At 75.3% G+C, this 20,955-nt stretch carries 18 protein-coding genes; 7 read left to right on the top strand and 11 right to left on the bottom strand.

Annotation, left to right across the window (positions count from 1 at the left end; genetic code table 11):
* The first annotated feature begins 94 nt into the window (after positions 1-94).
* Positions 95-1,534, top strand: coding sequence for an MFS transporter (locus ABD160_RS01670; RefSeq protein WP_344017748.1), 1,440 nt, complete (start codon positions 95-97; stop codon positions 1,532-1,534).
* 3 nt (positions 1,535-1,537) lie between these two features.
* On the opposite strand, the gene ABD160_RS01665 is transcribed toward ABD160_RS01670, so the two are convergent.
* Complete coding sequence (locus tag ABD160_RS01665; protein WP_344017747.1) at positions 1,538-2,419, bottom strand: LysR family transcriptional regulator; 882 nt, start codon at positions 2,417-2,419, stop codon at positions 1,538-1,540.
* An 80-nt stretch (positions 2,420-2,499) separates the two neighbouring features.
* Between ABD160_RS01665 and ABD160_RS01660 the strand changes: the two genes are divergently transcribed.
* Positions 2,500-4,245, top strand: coding sequence for an acyclic terpene utilization AtuA family protein (locus tag ABD160_RS01660; RefSeq protein ID WP_344017745.1), 1,746 nt, complete (start codon positions 2,500-2,502; stop codon positions 4,243-4,245).
* A complete protein-coding gene (locus tag ABD160_RS01655) occupies positions 4,242-5,774 on the top strand; it encodes a CoA transferase (RefSeq protein ID WP_344017744.1) in 1,533 nt (510 codons plus the stop codon). Before ABD160_RS01660 ends, ABD160_RS01655 begins: the two co-directional genes overlap by 4 nt.
* Positions 5,775-6,074: 300 nt before the next feature.
* Here ABD160_RS01655 and ABD160_RS01650 read toward each other — a convergent pair whose 3' ends face one another.
* The gene (locus tag ABD160_RS01650) at positions 6,075-6,515 is read right to left on the bottom strand and encodes a PPOX class F420-dependent oxidoreductase (RefSeq protein WP_344017743.1); all 441 of its coding nucleotides are present in this window, start codon (positions 6,513-6,515) and stop codon (positions 6,075-6,077) included.
* 34 nt (positions 6,516-6,549) lie between these two features.
* Positions 6,550-7,650 (bottom strand): DUF368 domain-containing protein, encoded by a 1,101-nt coding sequence (locus ABD160_RS01645; protein ID WP_344017742.1) that lies wholly within the window; start codon positions 7,648-7,650, stop codon positions 6,550-6,552.
* Between the two features lie 244 nt (positions 7,651-7,894).
* Here ABD160_RS01645 and ABD160_RS01640 point away from each other — a divergent pair, with 244 nt between their 5' ends.
* Both ABD160_RS01640 and ABD160_RS01635 read left to right on the top strand, forming a co-directional pair.
* Positions 7,895-9,631, top strand: coding sequence for a P-loop domain-containing protein (locus ABD160_RS01640; RefSeq protein ID WP_344017741.1), 1,737 nt, complete (start codon positions 7,895-7,897; stop codon positions 9,629-9,631).
* A 118-nt stretch (positions 9,632-9,749) separates the two neighbouring features.
* Entirely contained in the window at positions 9,750-9,947 is a 198-nt protein-coding gene (locus tag ABD160_RS01635; RefSeq protein ID WP_344017739.1) for a hypothetical protein, read from the top strand.
* A 12-nt stretch (positions 9,948-9,959) separates the two neighbouring features.
* On the opposite strand, the gene ggh is transcribed toward ABD160_RS01635, so the two are convergent.
* Genes ggh through ABD160_RS01610 form a run of 5 tightly spaced genes read right to left on the bottom strand, consistent with a single transcriptional unit; the run spans position 9,960 to position 15,454 of the window.
* On the bottom strand, positions 9,960-11,291 hold the full coding sequence (gene ggh / locus ABD160_RS01630) for a glucosylglycerate hydrolase (RefSeq protein ID WP_344017738.1): 1,332 nt from the start codon (positions 11,289-11,291) through the stop codon (positions 9,960-9,962).
* A complete protein-coding gene (locus ABD160_RS01625) occupies positions 11,288-12,385 on the bottom strand; it encodes an ABC transporter ATP-binding protein (RefSeq protein WP_344017737.1) in 1,098 nt (365 codons plus the stop codon). Before ABD160_RS01625 ends, ggh begins: the two co-directional genes overlap by 4 nt.
* Positions 12,382-13,263: a carbohydrate ABC transporter permease gene (locus tag ABD160_RS01620; protein ID WP_344017736.1), complete on the bottom strand. Its 882-nt coding sequence runs from the start codon at positions 13,261-13,263 to the stop codon at positions 12,382-12,384. Before ABD160_RS01620 ends, ABD160_RS01625 begins: the two co-directional genes overlap by 4 nt.
* Entirely contained in the window at positions 13,260-14,147 is an 888-nt protein-coding gene (locus ABD160_RS01615; protein ID WP_344017735.1) for a carbohydrate ABC transporter permease, read from the bottom strand. Before ABD160_RS01615 ends, ABD160_RS01620 begins: the two co-directional genes overlap by 4 nt.
* Entirely contained in the window at positions 14,147-15,454 is a 1,308-nt protein-coding gene (locus tag ABD160_RS01610; protein ID WP_344017733.1) for an extracellular solute-binding protein, read from the bottom strand. Before ABD160_RS01610 ends, ABD160_RS01615 begins: the two co-directional genes overlap by 1 nt.
* A gap of 92 nt (positions 15,455-15,546) precedes the next feature.
* On the opposite strand from ABD160_RS01610, the gene ABD160_RS01605 reads away from it, so the two are divergent.
* Entirely contained in the window at positions 15,547-16,680 is a 1,134-nt protein-coding gene (locus ABD160_RS01605; protein ID WP_344017732.1) for an ROK family transcriptional regulator, read from the top strand.
* A 21-nt stretch (positions 16,681-16,701) separates the two neighbouring features.
* Here ABD160_RS01605 and ABD160_RS01600 read toward each other — a convergent pair whose 3' ends face one another.
* The 3 genes from ABD160_RS01600 to ABD160_RS01590 are packed head-to-tail and all read right to left on the bottom strand — an operon-like array spanning position 16,702 to position 19,999.
* Positions 16,702-17,583 (bottom strand): 3-methyladenine DNA glycosylase, encoded by an 882-nt coding sequence (locus ABD160_RS01600; RefSeq protein ID WP_344017730.1) that lies wholly within the window; start codon positions 17,581-17,583, stop codon positions 16,702-16,704.
* A gap of 38 nt (positions 17,584-17,621) precedes the next feature.
* Positions 17,622-18,686 carry a hemolysin family protein gene (locus ABD160_RS01595; RefSeq protein WP_344017729.1) on the bottom strand — a complete coding sequence of 355 codons (1,065 nt, stop codon included), beginning with the start codon at positions 18,684-18,686 and terminating at the stop codon, positions 17,622-17,624.
* Complete coding sequence (locus ABD160_RS01590) at positions 18,683-19,999, bottom strand: hemolysin family protein (protein WP_344017728.1); 1,317 nt, start codon at positions 19,997-19,999, stop codon at positions 18,683-18,685. Before ABD160_RS01590 ends, ABD160_RS01595 begins: the two co-directional genes overlap by 4 nt.
* 134 nt (positions 20,000-20,133) lie before the next feature.
* Here ABD160_RS01590 and ABD160_RS01585 point away from each other — a divergent pair, with 134 nt between their 5' ends.
* Positions 20,134-20,928 carry an SDR family oxidoreductase gene (locus tag ABD160_RS01585; RefSeq protein ID WP_344017726.1) on the top strand — a complete coding sequence of 265 codons (795 nt, stop codon included), beginning with the start codon at positions 20,134-20,136 and terminating at the stop codon, positions 20,926-20,928.
* The last annotated feature ends 27 nt before the right edge of the window (positions 20,929-20,955 follow it).

The following is a 20,955-nucleotide window of genomic DNA, read 5'->3' as shown; positions in this document are numbered from 1 at the left end:
ACTCACTATTCGGTACGTAACTGTTTGGTACATAAGAGCGTGCCCGGTCGCGGCCCGCCCGTGCCTGCAACGACGCACACGCCTGGAGGACCCGGTGAGTCCCATCCCGTCATCGGCCGGCCCGGAGGGCCCCGGCTCCCCGTCCGGCGGCGCCCCGCACGAGGGCGCCGCCACCGACGAGCTCCCGCCGACCGCGCAGCCGAAACGGGCCGCGCTCGCCGCGTGGGTGGGCAGCGCGCTGGAGTACTACGACTTCTTCATCTACGGCACGGCCGCGGCCCTGGTGTTCAACCGGGTCTTCTTCCCCGACACCAGCCCGGTCGCCGGCACCCTGCTGGCGCTGGCGACGTTCGGCTTCGGCTACGTCGCCCGCCCGCTCGGCGCGGTGCTGTTCGGGCACATCGGGGACCGGATGGGCCGCAAGAAGGTCCTGGTCGCGACGCTGCTGCTGATGGGCGGCGCGACGCTGGCGATCGGCTTCCTGCCGAGCTACGAGCAGGTGGGCGCGCTGGCGCCGGCGCTGCTCGTGACCTGCCGGCTGCTGCAGGGCCTGTCGGCGGGCGGGGAGCAGGCCGGTGCCAACTCGATGACGCTGGAGCACTCGCCGCAGCACCGTCGGGCGTTCTTCACCAGCTTCACCCTCTCCGGCACCCAGGCCGGGCAGATCCTGGCGACCGCGGTGTTCCTGCCGGTGGCGCTGCTGCCGGAGGAGGCGCTGCTCAGCTGGGGCTGGCGGGTGCCGTTCTGGGCGAGCGTGCTGGTGCTGATCGCCGGCGTGCTGATCCGGCGCACCCTGCACGAGACCCCGGTGTTCGAGAACGAGCTCGCCGACGACCGCCGGACGGCCGCGGACGGTGCCCCGGCGCCGTCGAAGAAGGAGCAGCTGCCGATCGCCGCACTGGTGCGCGGGCACTGGCCGAACCTGCTGCGGGTCACCCTGGCGGCGACCGTCGCCTCGGTCAGCACCCTGATGACCGTCTTCGCACTCTCGTTCGCCGTCAACACGGTCGGCCTGGAGCGGTCGACGATGCTGTGGGTGGTGGTGTCCGCCAACGTGGTCGCCCTCGGCGCGATCCCGCTGTTCGCGACCCTGGCGGACCGGATCGGGCGGCGGCCGGTGTTCATCGGCGGTGCGCTGGGCAGTGCGGTCATGCTGGCCGCGTACCTGTGGGCGGTGTCCACCGGTGACTGGGTGATGATCTTCGCGACCGGCATCCTGCTCTCCGGCGTGGTGTACAGCGCCGCGAACGGGGTCTGGCCCTCGCTCTACGGCGAGATGTTCCCGGCCCGGGTGCGGCTCACCGGGATGGCCGTCGGCACCCAGCTCGGCTTCGCGCTCGGCGGCTTCGCCCCGACCATCGCGACCGCGCTGGCCGGCGACTCCGCAGCGGGCTGGTACCCGGTGGCCGTGTTCGGTGCGGTGATCTGCGTGGTCGCGGCGGCCTCGGCGTACAGCGCCCGGGAGACCGCGCACCTGTCGATGGCCGAGATCGAGACCGTGCAGGACCGCACCCGGGAGCCGGCCCGGGTGTGAGCCTCACCGGGAGGCGGCGGCGACGAGCAGGCGCACCACGCCGTCGTCCTCCCGGTCGGCCCGCCAGACCGCCTCGGTGGTGAGCCGGACGTCGGCGCCGGTCACCGGCAGCACGTGCACCGGCTCCCCGACGAACGCCTTGTGCGTCGCCCCCGATCCCAGCCCGACCAGGGTGAACGCCTGTCCGGCCGCCACCACGTGGGCGAGGTCGCCGGGGCTGTGCGTGTCGAGCTCGATCCGCCGGTGCACGCCGTGCCCGGCCAGCAGCTCGCCGGTCGCCCGGTAGACGGCCGGGGCCGCGTCGTACCGGATGGACGCGTAGGGCAGCCCGGCCAGCTCGTCGAGCCGGACCTCGGTGCGGTCGTCGAACCCGAGACCGTGCCCGACGGCGACGCCGGCCGGCCGGGAGTCGACCCGCCGCTCGCGCAGCCGCGGGTCCTCGGCCCGGCCGTGCACGAAGGCCAGGTCGAGATCGCCGCGGGCCACCGCGGCCGCGAGCTCGGCACTCGAGCCGGGCCGGATCCGCACGGCCAGCTCCGGATGCGCCGCCCGCAACCGCTCCAGGAAGCCGTCCCGCACGGCGGCGGTGACGTCCGGCGCCAGCCCGACCGCGGCGACCGGGTGCCCGCCGGCGGCGGCCAGCTCGCCGGGCAGCGCGTCCACCCGGTGCACGATCTCCCGGGCCCGGGGCAGCAGCGCCCGGCCGGCCCCGGTGAGCGCCATCCCGCGCGGGGACCGGACGAACAGCGGTGTGCCGAGCTCGCGTTCGAGATCCCGGATCCGCCGCGACAGCGGCGACGCGGCCAGGTGCAGCCGCGCCGCGGCCCGGGTCAGGTTCAGCTCGTCGGCGACGGCGATGAAGTAGCGCAGGTGGAACAGCTCCACGTCGCATGACCCTAGAGGTCACACCATGCTGCGTACATCGGTCCTGGTCGGAGGCGGTCCGCGGCTCTAGCGTGACCGGTATGGGCACACGATCGCTGCGGATCGCGAACGTCTCCGGCTACCTGGGCGACCGGTTCACCGCCGTCGACGAGGCGATGGCGGGCGATCCGGTGGACGTGCTGATGGGCGACTACCTGGCCGAGATCACCCTCGCGGCGCTGGCCGCCGGGGCCCGGCGCGGCAAGCCGGGCTACGTCGGCTACGCCCTCGACCAGCTCACCCCGCACCTGCCCGAGATCGCCCGGCGCGGCATGCGGGTGGTCACCAACGCCGGCGGCTTCGACCCGGCCGGGATGGCCGCGCAGCTGCGCCACCGGATCGCCGACGCCGGCGTCGCGCTGCGGGTCGCCCACGTCGCGGGGGACGGGGTGCTGGACCGGCTCGCCGACTTCCACGCCGACGGGCACGGCCTGGAGCACCTGGACACCGGCGCCCCGCTCAAGGACTGGGGCGTCGAACCGATCGCCGCGAACGCCTACCTCGGCGGTTTCGGCATCGCCGCCGCGCTCGCGGCGGGCGCCGACATCGTGGTGACCGGCCGGGTCACCGACGCCTCGCTGACCGCGGGCCCGGCCGCCTGGTGGCACGGCTGGACCCCGGACGACCACGACGCGCTGGCCGGCGCGGTCACCGCCGGGCACGTCATCGAGTGCGGCGCGCACGCCACCGGCGGCAACTTCTCCGGGTTCCGCGAGGTGCCCGGGATGCTCCGGCCCGGGTTCCCGATCGCCGAGATCGCCGCCGACGGCTCCAGCGTGATCACCAAGCACGCCGCCGACGGCGGCGCGGTCACCGTCGACACGGTCACCGCACAGCTGCTCTACGAGATCCAGGGGCCGCGCTACCTCAACCCGGACGTCACCGTGCACCTGGACACCGTGCGGCTGACCCGGCAGGGCCCGGACCGGGTGGCGATCGGCCCGGTCACCGGATCCCCGCCACCACCGACGGCGAAGGTCGCGGTGTTCGCCCCGATCGGCTTCGAGATCTCGACGATGCTGTTCTGCACCGCCCCGGACGTCGAGGGCAAGGTCGCGCTGCTGCGCAGGCAGCTGGCCGACCGGCTGGCCGGGCACGTCGACCAGCTCGACGTCACCCCGCTCGGCGTCGCCGCGACCGATCCGGCCGACCAGTGGGCGGCGACGGTGCCGATCCGGGTGATCGCCACCGCCCGCGACCCGGAGCCGCTGCGCCGCTTCGCGCCCGCCGTCGGATCGCTGTACCTGCAGGGCTTCCCCGGTTTCCACCACGACGGGCACGCGCCCCGGGCCACCGAGCCGTGGCCGCGGATCGAGTACTGGCCGGCGCTGCTGGACGCGACGCTGCTCGACGAGCACGTCGTGCTCGACGACGGCAGCCGGATCGACCCGCCGCGCACCAGCCGGACCGCCACGCCGGACGAGCTCGCCCAGCCGGTGCACCCGGAGCCGGATCTTCCGGAGCCCGACGGCGAGCCGGTCGAGCTCGGCCGGTACGTGCACGCCCGGGCCGGGGACAAGGGCGGCAACGCCAACGTCGGGATCTGGGTGAAGGACCGGGCGCACTGGGACTGGCTGCGCGCCACGCTGAGCGCCGGACGGGCGGCGGCGCTGCTGCCCGAGGCGGGCGGGGCGATCGTCCGGCACGAGTTCCCGCACCTGGGCGCGGTGCACCTGGTGCTGACCGGGCTGCTCGGGTCGGGCGGCTCGGCGAACCTGCGGGTCGACCAGATCGGCAAGTCCGTGGGGGAGTACCTGCGGGCCAAGCACGTGCCGGGTCCCCGGTGACCGGGCCCGTCGTGGACGGTGCTGCCGGGAGCGGGCCGGCCGACGACCTCACCGCCCGGGTCCGCGCGGCCGTCGAGCACCCGGCCACCGGCGACGCGTTCGACCCGGCCGCAGCCCTGGACGGCCTGCTCGCCGGGACCGGGCTGTCCGCCGCCGACACCGGCGGCCGGATCGGCTTCGTCGGCGCCGATCCGGTGGTGCCCAGCGCGCTGCGGCTCGGCGGGGGAGCGGCGGTCGCGCTGGCCGCCAGGTCGGTCGGCGTCGCCGCGATCCACCGGGACCGCGGCGGCGACGGCCAGGACGTCACCGTGGACGTCCGGCGTGCCCCGCACCGGCTCTGCCCGTTCTACGACCGGCGCTGGGAGCTGCTCAACGGCTACCCGGCGGCCAGCCCGGCGATCACCTCGCAGGCACTCGGGTTCTCCTTCCACGAGACCCGGGACGGCCGCTGGGTGATGCCGCTCAACCCGTACCCGAAGCTGCGCCACGCCGCCGAGACCTTCCTCGGGGCACCCGAGGCGGGCGTCGCCGACGCGATCCGCCGGTGGGACGCCGCGGAGCTGGAGGAGGCCGCGGCGGCGGCCGGGATCGTGCTGCCGATGGCCCGGACCCCGCAGGAATGGCTGGGCACCGCCCAGCACGCCGCGATCGCGGACACCCCGCCGATCACACTGCGCCGGATCGGGGACGCCCCGCCCGAGCCGTTCCCGGTCCGCGGCCGCGCCGACCTGCCGCTGGACGGGCTGCGCGCGCTCGGCATGGGGCACGTGATCGCCGGGGCGGGCACCGGCCGGTCGCTCGCCCTGCACGGCGCCGACGTGCTGAACGTGTGGCGGCCCGACGAGTTCGAGCACGACACCACCTACGTCAGCGCGAACGTCGGCGTCCGCTCCTGCACGGTGGACCCGCGCTCGGCGGACGGCCGGGCGCTGCTGCGCGGGCTGCTCGCCGGCGCCGACGTGTTCCACGCCAACCGGCGGCCCGGCTACCTGGACTCGATCGGCCTCTCCGCCGCCGAGGCCGCGGCCGTGCGGCCGGGGATCGTGCACGCCACCACCACCCTGCACGGCCCGCACGGTCCGTGGGCGGACCGGATCGGCTTCGACCAGTCCGCGGGCACCCTGGTCGGGATGATGACGCTGGAGGGCGGCGGCGGGCGGCCGCGACTGTCCCCGATCCTGGTCGTCAACGACTACATCGTGTCCTGGCTGACCGCGACCGGGATCTGCGCGGCGCTGCGCAGGCGCGCGACCGAGGGCGGCTCGTGGGCGGTCGAGGTGTCGCTGGTGCGGGCCGCGCTGTGGATGCTGGAGCTCGGCGTGTTCGATCTCGGCTACGCCCGGGAGGTCGCCGGGACCGGGACGGAGCACGCCTACCCCGATCCGGAGACCTTCGCCGCGTCCACCCCGCTCGGGCACTACCAGGGCGTCACCGACCAGGTGACGATGACGGCGACGCCCGGCGAGTACCGGACGGTGCTCGTGCCGCGCGGCTCGTCCCGCCCGGAGTGGCTGCCGCGCCCGGCCTGAGCGGGCACCCGGGCCTCCCGGCACCGCACGGTGCGGCGAGCGCCGGTCGGCTCACCCGGGCCCGGGAGGGGCCGGTGCCGGAGCCGGGGCGGGGGCCGGTGCCGGGGCGGGGGCCGGTGCCGGAGCCAGGGCGGGTGCCGGTGCCGGTGCCGGGGTCACGGTGGCCGGTCTCGGTGTCACGGTGCCGGGGTGGCCGATCTCGGTGTCACGGTGCCGGGGTGGCCGATCTCGGTGTCACGGTGCCGATGCCGGTGCTCGTGTGCCGGTGCCGGTGCCGGTGCCGGTGTCCCGGTGCTGGTGTCACGGTGCCGGTGTCGCCGGTGCCGCGGGGTCGCGGTGCTCGCCCTGCACGGTGCGGTTGTGCGAGGTGCCGTCGACCTGCGCCAGCACCCGTTGCGGCCGGATCCGGATCACGCCGGGCGCCCCGCCGCGGAACGGCCCGCCGGGCACCTCGCCGGGCAGCAGCTCGGCGGTGCCGCGCACCTCGACCCAGCGCGGCGACCAGCCGGGGCCGTCCCCGGTGTCGTCGACGACGAGCGCGACCCGCGGGTCGCGCCGCACGTTGCGCCACTTCTGGGTGGCCGGGTTGTCGATGCCGCCGACGTCGATCGTGCCGTCCGGGTTCACCAGGTAGCCGACCGGGCGGATCTGCGGGCCGCCGTCCGGGCCGATGGTGGCGAGCCGGGCGAGCCGCCCGGTCCCGCGCAGGTATCCGAGCTCGCTGTCGCTGAAGATGCTCATGCGAGCGATCCTCGGAGGTGAACCCGGCTTCAGGTCAAGGGTTTCCGGGGCCGTCCCGCCGGTCGATCCGGGGGAGCGGGCGGGTGACGTCGGCGTCCGGGCCGCCGGATCCCTCGGCGGGGCGGACCGGGCGCAGGAACCGGGTCTCCTCCTCGGCGGACACCGGGGCGGGCCCCGAAGACGACACCGGGGCGGGCCCCGAATCGGACACATGGGCGGGCCCCGAGGCGCCCACCGGGGCGGGCTCGGTGCGCGGCTCGACCCGGCGCTCCAGCACCATGATGCCGATCACGAGCGCGGCGCCGAGCAGCGCCGGGACCAGCATCGCGATCCAGCCCGGGTCCGGGGCGAGGACGCCGCGGGCGTCGTCCTGCCAGGGCCACAGCGCCCGCAGCGCACCCAGCAGCACGCCCACCATGATCACCATGAGGGTGCGGCGGTGGTGCTCCAGCAGCCACTGCAGCAGCGAGACGAAGGTGCCCAGCCCGACGATCGCGCCGAGCGCGAAGACCGCGATGTAGGCGATGTCGAACTCGGCGACCGCGCGCAGGGTGGGCTCGTAGAGCCCGAAGACCAGCAGCAGGAACGAGCCGGAGAAGCCGGGCAGCACCAGCGCGCAGATGGCGATGGCGGCGGCGAGCCCGATCAGGACGTACGGCGGCCGCCCGTCGCCCGCGGCCGGCGGCAGGCTGCTCACCAGGTACGTCACCGCGAAGGCGACGACCACGATCGACCACTCGCGCCAGCCGCGCAGCATCCCGGTGATCCGCAGCGGCACCGCGACCGAGGCGGCGACCATCCCGAAGAACACCGCCCGGGAGCCGACCGGATGCGCCTCGATCAGGTCGGGCAGCACCCGCGACGCCAGCACGACGGCCAGGATCATCCCGACCGCGACCGGCACCAGCAGGCCCCAGTCCAGCCGGCGGAGCTGCTCGCGCGGCCGGACGTCGCCGCCGGCCTGGCCGGGGAGCAGGCCGCGGACCGCGCCCACCAGGTGGCCGGCCTGGGCGATCAGCCGCTCGTAGATCCCGACGACGAGGGCCATCGTCCCGCCGCTGACGCCGGGGATCGTCTCGACGACACCGATCGCCGCGCCACGCGCGAGGTGGACTCCGGACATACGCGACAACACGACGGGTCAGGCTACCGACCGGCGTTCGGGGACGAACCACTCGGGTGAGCAGGACCCGCCTGAACAGGGTGATTGCAGGACGGAACGCTACGCGGGGCGGGCATGCGGGCGCCCGGGACCGGGCGGCCGGCCAGGCTGCGGACCGGCACGCGTGTGAACCGGCACGCGTGTGAACCGGCACGGGTGTGAACCGGCACGGCCGGGTACCTACGGTGGGACCGCAGACCCGTCCGGAGAGGACCGCATGACCCGCACGCACCGCACCCGCCGCGATCGTCGCACGGCCGTCCCGCCGCCGTCCGGTGTGCAGGGCGACGGCCGGGAGCTCGCCGCCCGGCTGCACGGCCTGGACGGCTCGGGCTACGGCGCCTACAAGGGTCTCACCGGGCGCTGGTCGTTCGACGGCGTCGAGCTGGCGGTCCGCAAGGTCCAGGCCGATCCGTTCGCGCCGCCGTCGCGGCTGCGGATCACCGTGCCCGCGGCGACCGCGGAGCTGCCCGACGAGCTGTACCGGACCCCGGTGCGGGCCAGGGCGCTCGGCGGGTTCCTGCTCCGCGCGCTGCGCGCCGCCCTGCGCGACACCCCGCTGACGGTCGACGCCGGCGGCCAGGAGGTGCTGGAGCGCAGCGCGATCCGGATCGACCGGGAGTCCGGCGACGTCGTCGTCGAGCTGGGGATGCCGCTGCCGGGGCACGGCCGCCGGATCGCCGGGCACGCCGCCGCGCGGACCCTGACCGACGACCTCCCCGCCGCCGTGCACAGCGCGCTGACCTGGACGAACGCCGACCGCGACCGGGCGGTGGAGTTCGTCGAGACGGTCGAGGACGCCGGCGCGCTGCGGGACGCGCTGCGCGCCGAGGGCCTGACCGGGTTCGTCGCCGACGGCGCCGTGCTGCCCCGCGCCTCCGGCATCGACGACCGCCCGCTGCGCGACGCCGTCCCGTTCGAGGCGCCGGAATCATTGCGGGTCACCCTGCACACCCCGAACCGCGGCCCGGTGCGCGGGATGGGCGTCCCCGAGGGCGTCACGCTGATCGTCGGCGGCGGCTACCACGGCAAGTCCACCCTGCTGCGGGCGCTGGAGACCGGGGTGTACGACCACGTCCCCGGCGACGGCCGGGAGCTCGTCGTGACCCGGCCGGACACCGTCTCGGTCCGGGCCGAGGACGAGCGGTCGGTGCAGCGGGTGGACGTCCGCGCGTTCGTCTCCGACCTGCCGTCCGGCCGGCCGACCGACGACTTCTCGACGCCGTCGGCGTCCGGCTCGACCTCGCAGGCCGCGTCGACGATCGAGGCACTCGAGTCCGGCGCCGACACGCTGCTCGTCGACGAGGACACCTCGGCGACCAACGTGATGATCCGGGACGCCCGGATGCGCGAGCTGATCTCGGCCGAGCCGCTGGTGCCGTTCGTCGACCGGGTCCGCCCGCTGCACCGCGAGCACGGCGTGTCCACGGTGCTGGTGATGGGCGGCTCCGGGGACTACCTGGACCGGGCCGACACGGTGATCCTGCTGCAGGACTACCGGGTCACCGAGGTCACCGGGCGGGCCCGGGAGATCGCCGGGGTGGCGCCGGACGCCGACGACGCCGGCTTCCCGGCGTTCGGGCACCGGGTGTTCGATCCGGCGAGCGTCGATCCGCAGGTCCGCGGGCGCCGCAAGATCACCGCCCGCGGCCGCGGGCGGCTCACCTTCGGCGCCGACGACATCGACCTGTCCGCGGTGTCCCAGCTGGCCGACCCGTCGCAGACCACCGGGATCGGGCTGGCCCTGGCGCACCTGACGCTGGACGGCCGCACCCTCGCCGAGGCACTCGACCGGCTCGACGACGACCTGCGCCGCGACGGCGCCGCCGCGATCGCGCACGGCACGCTCGCCGACTTCGCGGTGCCCCGCAGGCACGAGGTCGCCGCCGCGGTGAACCGGCTGCGGTCCGCCCGGGTCACCGGCCACCGCCGCCGGGACGTCCCGCGATCCTGACCGACGGGTGACCGGCTGATTCCATCGGGTGACATCGGGAACCGGCGGAACCCCGCGGGCGACCCCTCCCGACGGCGCGGATGTCCGTCCGCGCGCCGTCCGAGAGGGGAGCACCCGCATGCGTCACATCGCCACCTTCTGCGGCAGCTGCAACTGCGGCTGCCCCGAGCTCTACGTCGACGAGGCCGCCGCCCCGGAGAAGCGGATCGTGATCACCGACGACTTCGGGCAGCGGATCCAGATGAGCGTCGACCAGTTCTCGGACCTGGTGGCCTCGGCCCGCGACGGCGTGCTGGACCAGGTGGTGTCCGCCTGACCGAGCTGCCGGTCAGGCCAGCCACTCCAGCGCCGCGGCCGCCGTCCACGCCTGGGCGTGGCTGCCCAGCGCCTCACCGGTGAAGGGCTCGTAGTACTCGGCGAACGTCAGGTCGGTGAGCTGGGCCAGCGCCGCCGCCCGCAGGTCGGCGTGCAGGGCGTCGTCGCCGTCGCGGCGGGCGGCCCAGCCGAGCAGCAGCACCAGGAACGGCCACACCGGGCCCCGCCAGTAGGTGCGGGCCCGGAAGTCCGGGCTCTCCGGCGACGTCGAGGGCGGCAGCGGGAACCGGAGCCCGGGATGCCCCGCCCAGCGTGCCGAGCGCAGCAGTGCACGCTGGGCGGCGAGCAGACCGGGCTCGCCGCCGGCGACCAGCGGGGCGAACCCGGCGATCGTCTCGGCGCCGATCCACTCGCCCGCCCGGACGTCGAAGTCGCGGGCCAGCCCGGTCGCCGGGTCCACCGTGCCGGCGACGCCCGCCCGGAACCGGGCGGCGGTGCGGCGCTGCTCGGCGGCGTCGTCCGGCCTGCCGAACTCGTCGCAGATGCCGGCGAGTGTCCCGGCCGCGGCGGCGAGCACCGCGGAGAAGAACACGTCGCGCACCCGGAAGTCGACCGTCGAGCCGGTCGCGGCGTCGTCGTAGGCGACCGAGCGCATCTGCTCGACCAGCCACAGGTAGCGGTCGTACTCGGTGTCGGTGGGGCGCTCTCCGGCCGAACCGACGTGCAGCACGTCGCGGCGCCGGTAGGGCGGCAGCGGGCCGGGCGTGATCCGGGCGTAGGGGCCGTCCCAGCGCGGCGAGTTGTCGAACCCGGACTCCCAGCTGTGGTGGATCTCCACCAGCCCGACGCCGTCCGGGTCCCGCGCGGAGGCCAGCCAGCGGTGCCAGGCGAGCCAGCCGTCCAGCGAGCCGGCGACCAGCCGTTCCGCCTCGGCGGCGTCCGCGCCGCCGTTCTCCCGGCCGCGGTCCAGGATGTGCCGCAACGCGATCGCGTGCACCGGCGGCTGGCAGATGCCGGACGTGCGGTAGCCGGCCGGGCGGGCGGCGACCTCGTCGGTGCCCCACCGGTCCGGCCCGGGGAAGTAGTCGGTCGACGACGGCGAGAAGACGATGTGCGGGACCATCCCGGTGCTCCACTGGGCGGCGAGCAGCGACCGGAGCTCGGTCGCGGCGCGCGGCACGTCGATCCGGGCCAGCCCGATCGCGACGAACGCGGAGTCCCAGCTCCACTGGTGCGGGTAGAGGTCGGGGGCGGCGGTCGTCATCGTGCCCAGGTCGTTGCGGCGCAGGACCTCGACGGCGGCGGACCGGAGCGTCCCGGGATCGACGGCGGCGGTGGTGCTCACGAGGGTCGGTTCTCCATCAGCTGGTGGGTCGCGGCGTCGTAGAGGCGCAGGGTGTGCGGTGGCAGGCGCAGGTGGACGACGTCGCCGGGATCGGCCCGGAACGACGCCGGTGCGCTCACCTTCAGCTCCCGGTCGCCCGCGCTGACGGTGAGCAGCACCGCCGAGCCGGTCGGCTCGCGCACCTCCAGCCGGGCGGGCAGGGTGCCGGCGGGCGCGTCCCCGCCGGTCCCGGCGATCTCGATGTTCTCGGCCCGGACGCCGAGCAGCACGTCCCGCCCGGCGCTGCCGCGCAGCGCGGCGGGGGCGGGCAGGTCCGTCCCGGCGACGTCGATCCGGTCGCCGTCCGGGGTGAGCGTCGCGGCCAGGAAGTTCATCGGCGGGGAGCCGAGGAAGCCGCCGACGAACTTCTCGGACGGGGTGTCGTAGACGGCCAGCGGATCGCCGAGCTGCACGATCCGGCCGGAACGCATGACGGCGACCCGGTCGCCCAGCGACAGCGCCTCGCCCTGGTCGTGGGTGACGTACACGGTGGTGACGCCGAGGTCCTGGACGATCTTCTTCAGCTCGGTCCGGAACTCCATGCGCAGCAGCGCGTCCAGGTTCGACAGCGGCTCGTCCATCAGCAGCACGTCGGCGTCGACCACGATCGCCCTGGCGACCGCGACCCGCTGGCGCTGCCCGCCGGACAGCTGGGCCGGCTTGCGGTCCAGGTAGGGGGTGAGCTGCAGCAGCTCGGCCGCCCAGGCCACCTGCCGGTCGATCTCGGCCCGGCCGGCGCGGCGGGTGGTCAGCCCGAACGCGATGTTGTCGCGCACCGAGCGGTGCGGGAACACCGCGTAGGACTGGAACACCATCGACAGGTTCCGGCGGTGCGCGGGCAGGTAGGTGACGTCGCGGCCGCCGATCGCGATCGAGCCGCCGTCGGGCAGCTCGAGCCCGGCGAGCATCCGCAGCAGGGTGGTCTTCCCGCAGCCGGACGGCCCGAGCAGGACGAGGAACTCGCCGTCGGCGATGTCCAGCGAGACGTCGTCGGTGGCCCGGTCGGTGCCGCCCGGGTACGTCTTGTGCACGTTCCTGATGGAGACGGAGCTCATCGGATCGTCGACCCCCACATGTTGGTCAGGTAGCGGCGCATCACCGCGATGAAGATCAGGGCGGGCAGGACGAGGGCGAAGCCGCCGGCGAACCGGTAGGCCAGCGGCGAGTCGGCGAGCGAGGTGAGCACCTGCGCGGGCAGCGTCCGGTGGTTGAGGGTGAGGATCGAGGCGCCCAGGACCTCGTTCCAGCTCATGACGAAGGTGAAGATCGACGCGGCGGCGATGCCGGGCAGCGCCATCGGCGCGACGACCGTGCGGAACGCCTGCAGCGGGGTGGCGCCGAACACCCGGGCCGCCTCCTCGACGTCGACCGGTACGGCGACGAACACGCTGGCGACGATCAGGATCGTGGTGGGCAGCGCGATCGCGGAGTGCAGCAGGATCACCGCGTACGTCGTGTCGTACACCCCGGCGGTGAGGAACAGCCGGGCCAGCGGGACCGACAGCACCACGATCGGCAGCGCCCTGGTGAACAGCAGGAACAGCTGGTAGGGCTCCTTGCCGCGGAAGGCGACCCGGGCCAGCGCGTACGCGGCGGGCACCCCGACCAGCGAGGACAGCAGCAGCGTCCCGAGGCCGACGATCATCGAGTTGCCGAACGACGCGAGCACGCCGGTCGAGGTCAGGAAGGTCCCCAGCGTCTGCACCGACAGGTCGGTCGGCAGGAACGACAGCGGGAACCGGTTGAGCGACTCCCGGCTGGACAGCGCGGCGAGCGCGATCAGGTAGAGCGGCACCGCCATGAACGCGGTGATCGCGAGGCAGGCGGCCTGCAGCGCGATCCGGGCCCGGCGCCGGGCGCGCAGCGGGGCCGGGTCGGGCGGGGCGGGCTGTGTGGGCCGGGGCTGAAGGGGCTGGAGGGGCTGGAGGGTCATCGGGACTCCCGCAGGGCGCGCAGGTAGACGAGCGAGGTGAGCATCGAGATGACGAGCACGACCAGGGCGAGCGCCGCGGCGACGTTCGGGTTCTGCAGGCCCGTGTACCAGCGGTAGGTCTCGCCGACCAGCAGCGGGAAGTTCTGCCCGGTCAGTGCCTGGGCCACGGCGAAGGTCTGGAACGCCAGGATGGTGCGCAGGATCAGCGCGACCTGCAGGCTCGGCCGCAGCAGCGGCAGGACGACCCGGCGCAGCCGCTCCCAGGGGCCCGCGCCGAACACGGCGGCGGCCTCCTCGTAGTCCTTCGGGATGCCCTGCAGCCCGGCGACCACGATGACCAGCACCAGCGAGGTGGCCCGCCACAGCTCGGCGACCAGCACGCAGACGAACAGCGAGACCGGATTGTCGAAGGCCAGCCAGGCGACCGGTTCCAGGCCGATCGTGGCGAGCGCCGAGTTGAGGTAGCCGCGGTCGGTGAACACCGCCAGCCAGACCAGGCCGGCGGCCAGGTCGGAGACGGCGAGCGGGATGACCCACAGGTAGAAGTAGGCGCCGGCGAACCGTGGCCGGGCCCGCAGCAGCAGCGCCATCGTCACGGCGAACGCGAACTGCACCGGGATCAGCACCACGATCAGCAGCAGCGTGTTGCGCACGGCGGGCCAGAAGTACGGGTCGGCGACCATCCGGGCGACGTGCTCGCCGGTGAGGCCGCCGTCGGCGCCGGTGAACGCCTGCAGCACGCCCTGGACGACCGGCCAGCCGAACAGGGCGGCCATGAACACCACCGACGGCCCGACCAGCCAGACCACCGACGGCACGGCGCGCGGCCGGACCGGTGGGCCGCCGGTGTGCGGCGGGGTCTCCCGGGTGATCGTGGCGCTCATCAGCCCACCTCGCAGACGTCGGCGACCGGATCGGGGGCCCAGCACGGCACGCGCAGCTCGCCGAGGATCGCGGACAGCGTCCGGGCCTCCGAGCCGAGCACCGCCCGGACCGGCTCCCGGTTCAGGCAGATCCGGGTGAAGCAGTTGGCGAACACCTGGCTGACCTCGGCGTCCCGGGAGTCGAGCCCGACCGGCGGGAGCGCCAGGATCGCGTCGTCGGCCTCCTGCTGGGCGCGCACCGCTGCCGACTCCAGGGCGATCCCGGCCGGCAGGTCGGTCGGCAGCTCGGTGCGCACGACCGGGAAGAACGCGTTCTGCCGCAGCGTCTCCACCTGCAGGGCGGGATCGGACAGGCCGCGGATCGCCTGCTCGGCGAGCTCCCGCTCGGCGCCCCCGCGGGGCAGCCCGACACCGGCGACGATGAGCATGTAGCCGAGCCCCTTCGGCCCGCGCGGGGCCGGCACCATCAGCCACTCGTCGGGGCGCTGGTCGACCGCGCCGACCAGCCGGGCGACGTGGTCCCAGGCGACCAGCACCTCGCCGCGGGCGAGCGGCTCCTGCATGAAGTCGTAGTTGGTCGACGCGGGCGCGGTCACCGCCCACAGCTCACGCAGGTACTCCCAGGCGCTCTCGGCGTCCGGCGTGGTGAAGGTGGTGATCTGCCCGCCGGTGAAGCTGGGCAGCAGGTAGCCCTGGTGGAACCGGTGGTGCAGCCCGTTCGGGCCGGCCGGGATGCCGAACACCGGCCGTCCCTCGGCGGCGGCCGCGGCCTGCGCCCAGCGCAGGTAGCCGTCGTAGTCGAGATGCTGCACGTCCACCCCGGGCGGCAGGTGGTCCAGCGCCCGCCGGTGCACGGCCACCACGTAGGTCGCCTGCATCCAGGGCACGTACTTCGCCGTTGCGCCGCCCAGCCGGGCCAGGTCCAGCACCTCGTCGGAGTATCCGGCGGCGGTCAGGTCGGCCAGCAGGTCGTCGACGTCGTCGAGCTGGTCGGCGACCGGTGCCAGGTGGCCGTGCAGCCCGCCGACCAGGCCGGTGCCGACCCGGCCGGACTCGACCTGACTGCGGATGGTGGTGGCGAACACCCCGGCCTCGACCGGGTTGTAGGCGACGTCGACGCGCAGGTGCTCGCGCAGTGCCTGCTCGTAGCGCCGGCGTTCCTCGACCGGCGTGAACTGGGTGGAGAGGAACCCGACCGATCCGGCACCGGCGGCGCCGCTCGTGTCGAAGCCCGCGCACGCCGACAGCAGCGGGATGCCGAGTGCGGCCCCCAGCAACGCGCGGCGGGACACCGCGACTGGCGTCATCGTTGACCCCGATCTTTTGTTCAATCAGTGGACGGAAAACTTCGGTACATTGAACGGACAGAAGTGGGGGATGTCAACCGGACGGGGGACGGATGACGGTGGTGGCGAGCCACGGCGCACTGGTGGCGCTGGTCCGCGAGCGCGGCGGGCTGTCCAGGGCGCAGCTGCTCGAGGAGACCGGGATGTCCCGCGGCACCCTGGTGACCCGGCTCGACGCGCTCACCAGGAACGGGCTGGTCTACGAGGGGGAGAGCCTCGGCGCGACCGGCGGCCGGCGGGCCCGCCGGATCCGGTTCGACGACCGCGGCCGGGTGGTGCTGACCGTGGACATCGGGCAGACCCACGTCCGGGTCAGCGTGACCGACCTCGCCGGGACCGAGCTGCGCTTCGCCGAGCTGCGGTGCCGGCTCACCGACGGCCCGGACGCGGTGCTCGGGCCCGCCCTCGACGCGGCGGACGCGCTGCTGGCCGGCGGCGGCCCGGGGGAGCGGCCGGCCGGCGTGGGGATCGGCATCCCGGCGGCGGTCGATCCGGCGACCGGGATGGTGCTGCCGGTGACCCCGCTGCCCGGGTGGGCGCCGGGCGTCGTGGTGGCGACCGTCGGGCGCCGGTGGGGGCTGCCGGTGGTGGTGGAGAACGACGCCCGGGCCGCCGCCGTCGGGGAGAGCCGGTCCGACGACGAGACGCTGGTCGCGGTGAAGGTGGCGACCGGCATCGGCTGCGGCATCGTCGTCGGGGGCGACGTGATGCGCGGCGCCGCGGGCATCGCGGGCGACATCGGGCACGTGCGGGTCGGCGGCCCGGTCCCCGAACCGGTCTGCCGGTGCGGGCGGCACGGCTGCCTCGCCGCCTACTCGTCGGGCCGGGCGCTGCTCGGCAGGCTCGGCGGCGACGGCTACCGCACCCTCGACGACCTGGTCGCCGGGGCGGGGCGGCCGCGGGTGGGCGCGGAGCTGGCCGCCGCCGCGGACGTGCTGGGCGCCGCGCTCGCCACCACGGTGACCACGGTCAACCCGCACCGGGTGGTGCTCGGCGGGGTGCTGGGCGAGCTGCCCGCGGTCGTCGACGGGGTGCGCACCCGGATCCTGGACGCGGTCAGCGAGCGCGCCCGGCCGGTCGTGGAGGCGAGCACGCTGGGCCCGCGGGCCATCCCGCTCGGGCTGGCCCGGCTGGTCGTCCGCACGGTGTTCGCGCCGGAGGCGGTCGACCGGCTGGTCGCCGGCTGAGCCGGACCGGTCCCGCGCGACTCAGCGGCCGACCGGCTCCGGCAGGGCCGCCGCCAGGTCGATCAGCCGGTCCCGCAGCGGCGCGGCCCGCTCGGCGAACCCGGCCTGCGCCCTGGCGTACCCGGCCCGGCCCTCGGCGGTCTCGATCCGCACCGGGGTGAACCCGTGCGCGGCCAGATCGTAGGGGCTGGCCCGCATGTCCAGCTCGCGGACGTCCGCGGCCAGCGCGAAGCAGTCCGCGACCAGCTCCGACGGGACCGCCGGGGCCAGCTTGTAGGCCCACTTGTAGAGGTCCATCGTGGCGTGCAGGCAGCCCGGCTGCTCCAGCTCGGCCTGGGTCTCCCGGGTCGGGGTCAGGGTGTTGCGCGGGGCGGCGGCCTCGGTGAAGAACCGGTGGGCGTCGAAGTGCGAGCAGCTGATCCGCTGCGACTCCACGACGGCGTCGGTGCCGGCCGCGCCCAGCCGCAGCGGCACCGACCCGTGCCGCGGCCGCTCGGTGCGGTAGACCATCGCCCACTCGTGCAGGCCGAAGCAGGCCAGCCGCGGCTCCCGGGACCGGGTCGCGGTGAGCAGCCGGTGCACGAACGCCGCGGTGCCGCGCAGCCGCTGCGGCAGCGCGGCCGGATCGAGCAGCACCCCGTCGCCGGTGCGCCGGTAGCCGGGCCGGTCCAGGAAGCCGTCCGCGCCGTCCCCGGTGAGCAGCACCCCGGGGCCCGGGTCCCAGCGTTCCAGCTGCGCCGGCCGGTGCGAGTAGTAGGTGAACAGGAAGTCCCACACCGGATGCGGCTCGCCGCGCCGGCGGCGCTCCCGGTGCGGTCCGGTCCAGGCGGCGACCCGCCGCCGGTGCGCCTCGGCGCGGGCCCGCCATCCGGGCCCGTCCAGCACCTCGGTCGGCTCCGCCACGGTGCCGACGGTACGGGCCCCGATGGTCCGGCCGGTGTTCAGGGCGGGGCGTCCGGGGCGTGCGTGGCGTCCCGGACGGTCCCGACGAACGCCTCGGTGACGTCCTCCAGGGTGACCACGCCGACCGTGCGGTCCCGGTCGTCGACGGCCCGCGCCAGGTGCGCCCTGGCCTCGCGCATGATCGTGAGCGCCTCGTCCAGCCGGGCCCCGACCGGCACCGGCGGCAGCGCGCGCACCCGCTGCGGCGGGATGGTGGCGGCGTCCGCGTCGGCGAGATCCAGCACGTCCTTGACGTGCAGGTAGCCGGTCAGCCTGCCGTGCGCGTTGCGGACCGGGAACCGGGAGAACCCGGTGCGCCCGACGGCCGCGGTGAGCGCCCCGACGGTGGGCGAGCCGTCCAGGCAGACCAGGTCGTCCAGGCCGACGACCAGCCCGTCGACGTCGGCGACGGTCGACTCGGCGGAGGCCAGCGTGCGGCCGATCCGGGCGGACTCGTCGTCGTCGAGCAGGCCCTCGCGGCGTGCGTCGTCGATCATCTCGGACAGCTCGCCGGAGGTGAACGCGGTCTCCAGCTCGTCCTTCGGGGTCACCCCGGCCAGCCGCAGCGTCCCGTTCGCCATCCGGTTGAACAGCTCGACGAACGGCCGCGCCAGCGCCGTCCACACCAGGAACGTCGGGACCAGCACGATCGCCGCCCGCTCCGGCCCGGCGATGGCGATGTTCTTGGGCACCATCTCGCCGAGCAGCATGTGCGCGACCACCACGAGCAGCAGCGAGATCCCGAACGCGATCGGGTACGCGAGCGCGGCGGGCACCCCGAGCGCGGCCAGCGGGCCGTCGATCAGGTGCGCCACCGCCGGTTCGCCGAGCCGCCCGAGCAGCAGCGACGCGATCGTGATGCCCAGCTGGGACGCGGCCAGCATCCGGGACAGGTCGTGCGCGGAGTCGAGCACCGTGCGGGCGCCCGCCGAGCCGGCCTCGGCCATCGCCTCCAGCCGGTCCTTCCGGGCGGAGATCAGGGCGAACTCGGCGGCGACGAAGAACGCGTTCGCCCCGAGCAGCGCGATCGCCGCGAGCAGCGCCAGCAGGTCCCCGGTGCTCACGACGGCTGCACCGGCTCGCGGACGAGGCGGATCTCGGCGACCCGGTTCCGGGTGCGGCGCAGCACGGTCAGCCGCCAGCCGTCGAGCACCAGGTCGTCGCCGGCGTCCGGGATCCGGCCGAGCTCGGCGAGCACCAGCCCGGCCAGGGTCTCGTAGCCGCCCGCCGGCATCCGGAAGCCGGTCGCGGCGAGCACCTCGTCGGGCCGCATGAGCCCGGACAGCACCCAGCCGTCGCCGAGCCTGCGGACCCGGACCTGCTCGGCGCGGTCGTGCTCGTCGCGGACGTCACCGACGATCTCCTCCACCAGGTCCTCCATGGTGACCAGCCCGGCGGTGCCGCCGTACTCGTCGACGACCACCGCGGTCTGCAGGCCGGCCGCGCGCAACCGGGTCATCAGCAGGTCCCCGTCCAGCGACGACGGCACCGTCTCCACCGGCCGGGCCAGCTCGCGCGCCCGGGTGGACGCCCGTTCGGCGGCCGGCACCGAGAACGCCTGCTTGACGTGCACCAGGCCGAGCGGGACGTCCGGGTCGCCGTCGACCACCGGGAACCGGGAGAACCCGGAGCGCCGGGCGAGCGCGACCAGGTCGGACACCGTGCCGTCGGCGTCGATCGTCTCCACCCGGGGCCGCGGCGTCATCAGGTCGCCCGCGGTGCGGTCGGTGAACCGCAGCGACCGGTCCAGCAGCGCGGCGGTGGCCGGATCGAGGCTGCCGCTGGCGGCACTCGCCCGGACCAGCGAGCTCAGCTCGTCGGGGGAGCGGGCCGAGCGCAGCTCCTCGGCGGGTTCCACGCCGAGCCGCCGCACGATCGCGTTCGCCGCCGTGTTGAGCCCGGTGATCAGCGGCCGGAACACCGACGCGAACCCGGCCTGCAGCCAGACCACCGCCCGGGCGACCTCCAGCGGGTGCGCGATCGCCAGGTTCTTGGGGACCAGCTCGCCGAACACCATCGACAGCACGGTGGCCACCACCAGCGACAGCGCGGTCGCCGAGCCGGACGCCCAGCCGCCGGGCAGCCCGATCGCCTCCAGCCCCGGGCGGATCAGGCCGGCGATCGCCGGCTCGGCGATGTAGCCGGTGGCCAGGGTGGTCGCGGTGATGCCGAGCTGGCAGCCGGAGAGCTGGAAGGACAGGGTCGCGTGGGCGCGCCGGACGGCCCGGGTGCGGCGGTCGCCGAGCCGGGCGACGGCGGACTCGATCCGGCTGCGCTCCAGCGCGGTCAGCGAGAACTCGGACGCGACCGACACCGCGGTCCCCAGCGTGAGCACCGGCACGGCGAGCAGGCCGAGCAACGAGAGCAGGACGGTCACCGGGGACACTCCGGACGGCGGGTGCGGGCTGCAACGGTGCACGACGATACGGAGCGGCCGCGGGCGGCGCGCGGCGGGAGCTGCGAGTGATGTCACGCCGTACGGGAACCGGTCGGGGGCTAGGTTGGTCAGCCATGACCACGGCGACGACGCCCCCGTCCGCGACACCGGGACCCGATCCCGGCGGGTCGCCCCTGGCCGGTCGCCGCGTGCTGGTGAGCGGCGCGTCGGCCGGGATCGGCGAGGCGACCGCGCGGGCGCTCGCCGCCCGGGGTGCCCGGGTCGGGCTGCTGGCCCGCCGGGCCGACCGGCTCGGCGCGCTGGCCGACGAGCTGCCCGGTGCGGTCGCGGTGCCGGTCGATCTCACCGACGACGACGCCGTGCCGGCCGCGGTCGGCACGGCGGCCGCCGCGCTGGGCGGGCTGGACGCGCTGGTGAACGCGGCCGGGGTGTTCCACGCCGGCGAGGTCGCCCCGGCGGCGGGGGAGCAGCCGATGGCCTCCCCGCAGGACTGGCGGCGGATGTTCGACCTGAACGTGGTGGCGCTGCTGGTGCTCACCCGGTCCGCCGCGCCGTACCTGGTGGCGGGCACCGATCCGGCGGTGGTGTCGATCTCGTCGATGTCCGGGCGCCGGGTGCCGACCGCCGCGGGCGCCGTCTACGCGGCGTCCAAGCACGCGGTGCACGCGGTGTCCGAGGGCCTGCGGATGGAGCTGGCCCCGCGCGGCGTGCGGGTCACCACGGTCTCGCCCGGGTTCGTGCGCACCGGGATCGTCGACGACTGGCCGGACGGGCCGCTGCGGGACCGCTACGCCGAGCGGCTGGCCGCGGTCGGGCTGGACCCGGCCGTCGTCGCCGACGCGGTGGTGCACATCCTGTCCAGCCCGGCGCAGGTCGTCGAGTACGCCCTGACCTCGGTGACCCAGTGACGGCGGCGGCGTCCGACCCGGCCCCGC

Origin of the sequence: Pseudonocardia kongjuensis (assembly GCF_039526905.1) — a bacterium.
GTDB lineage: Bacteria > Actinomycetota > Actinomycetes > Mycobacteriales > Pseudonocardiaceae > Pseudonocardia > Pseudonocardia kongjuensis.
Note: the sequence above shows the minus strand (reverse complement) of the source record. Positions and strands in the feature narration are given on the sequence as shown.

Excerpts from the sequence above, each read along its gene's own strand:
- ABD160_RS01660 (WP_344017745.1), top strand. The coding sequence starts at position 2,500 with ATGGGCACACGATCGCTGCGGATCGCGAACGTCTCCGGCTACCTGGGC.
- ABD160_RS01650 (WP_344017743.1), bottom strand. The coding sequence starts at position 6,515 with ATGAGCATCTTCAGCGACAGCGAGCTCGGATACCTGCGCGGGACCGGG.
- ABD160_RS01640 (WP_344017741.1), top strand. The coding sequence starts at position 7,895 with ATGACCCGCACGCACCGCACCCGCCGCGATCGTCGCACGGCCGTCCCG.
- ABD160_RS01635 (WP_344017739.1), top strand. The coding sequence starts at position 9,750 with ATGCGTCACATCGCCACCTTCTGCGGCAGCTGCAACTGCGGCTGCCCC.
- ABD160_RS01625 (WP_344017737.1), bottom strand. The coding sequence starts at position 12,385 with ATGAGCTCCGTCTCCATCAGGAACGTGCACAAGACGTACCCGGGCGGC.
- ABD160_RS01620 (WP_344017736.1), bottom strand. The coding sequence starts at position 13,263 with ATGACCCTCCAGCCCCTCCAGCCCCTTCAGCCCCGGCCCACACAGCCC.
- ABD160_RS01615 (WP_344017735.1), bottom strand. The coding sequence starts at position 14,147 with ATGAGCGCCACGATCACCCGGGAGACCCCGCCGCACACCGGCGGCCCA.
- ABD160_RS01610 (WP_344017733.1), bottom strand. The coding sequence starts at position 15,454 with ATGACGCCAGTCGCGGTGTCCCGCCGCGCGTTGCTGGGGGCCGCACTC.
- ABD160_RS01605 (WP_344017732.1), top strand. The coding sequence starts at position 15,547 with ATGACGGTGGTGGCGAGCCACGGCGCACTGGTGGCGCTGGTCCGCGAG.
- ABD160_RS01585 (WP_344017726.1), top strand. The coding sequence starts at position 20,134 with ATGACCACGGCGACGACGCCCCCGTCCGCGACACCGGGACCCGATCCC.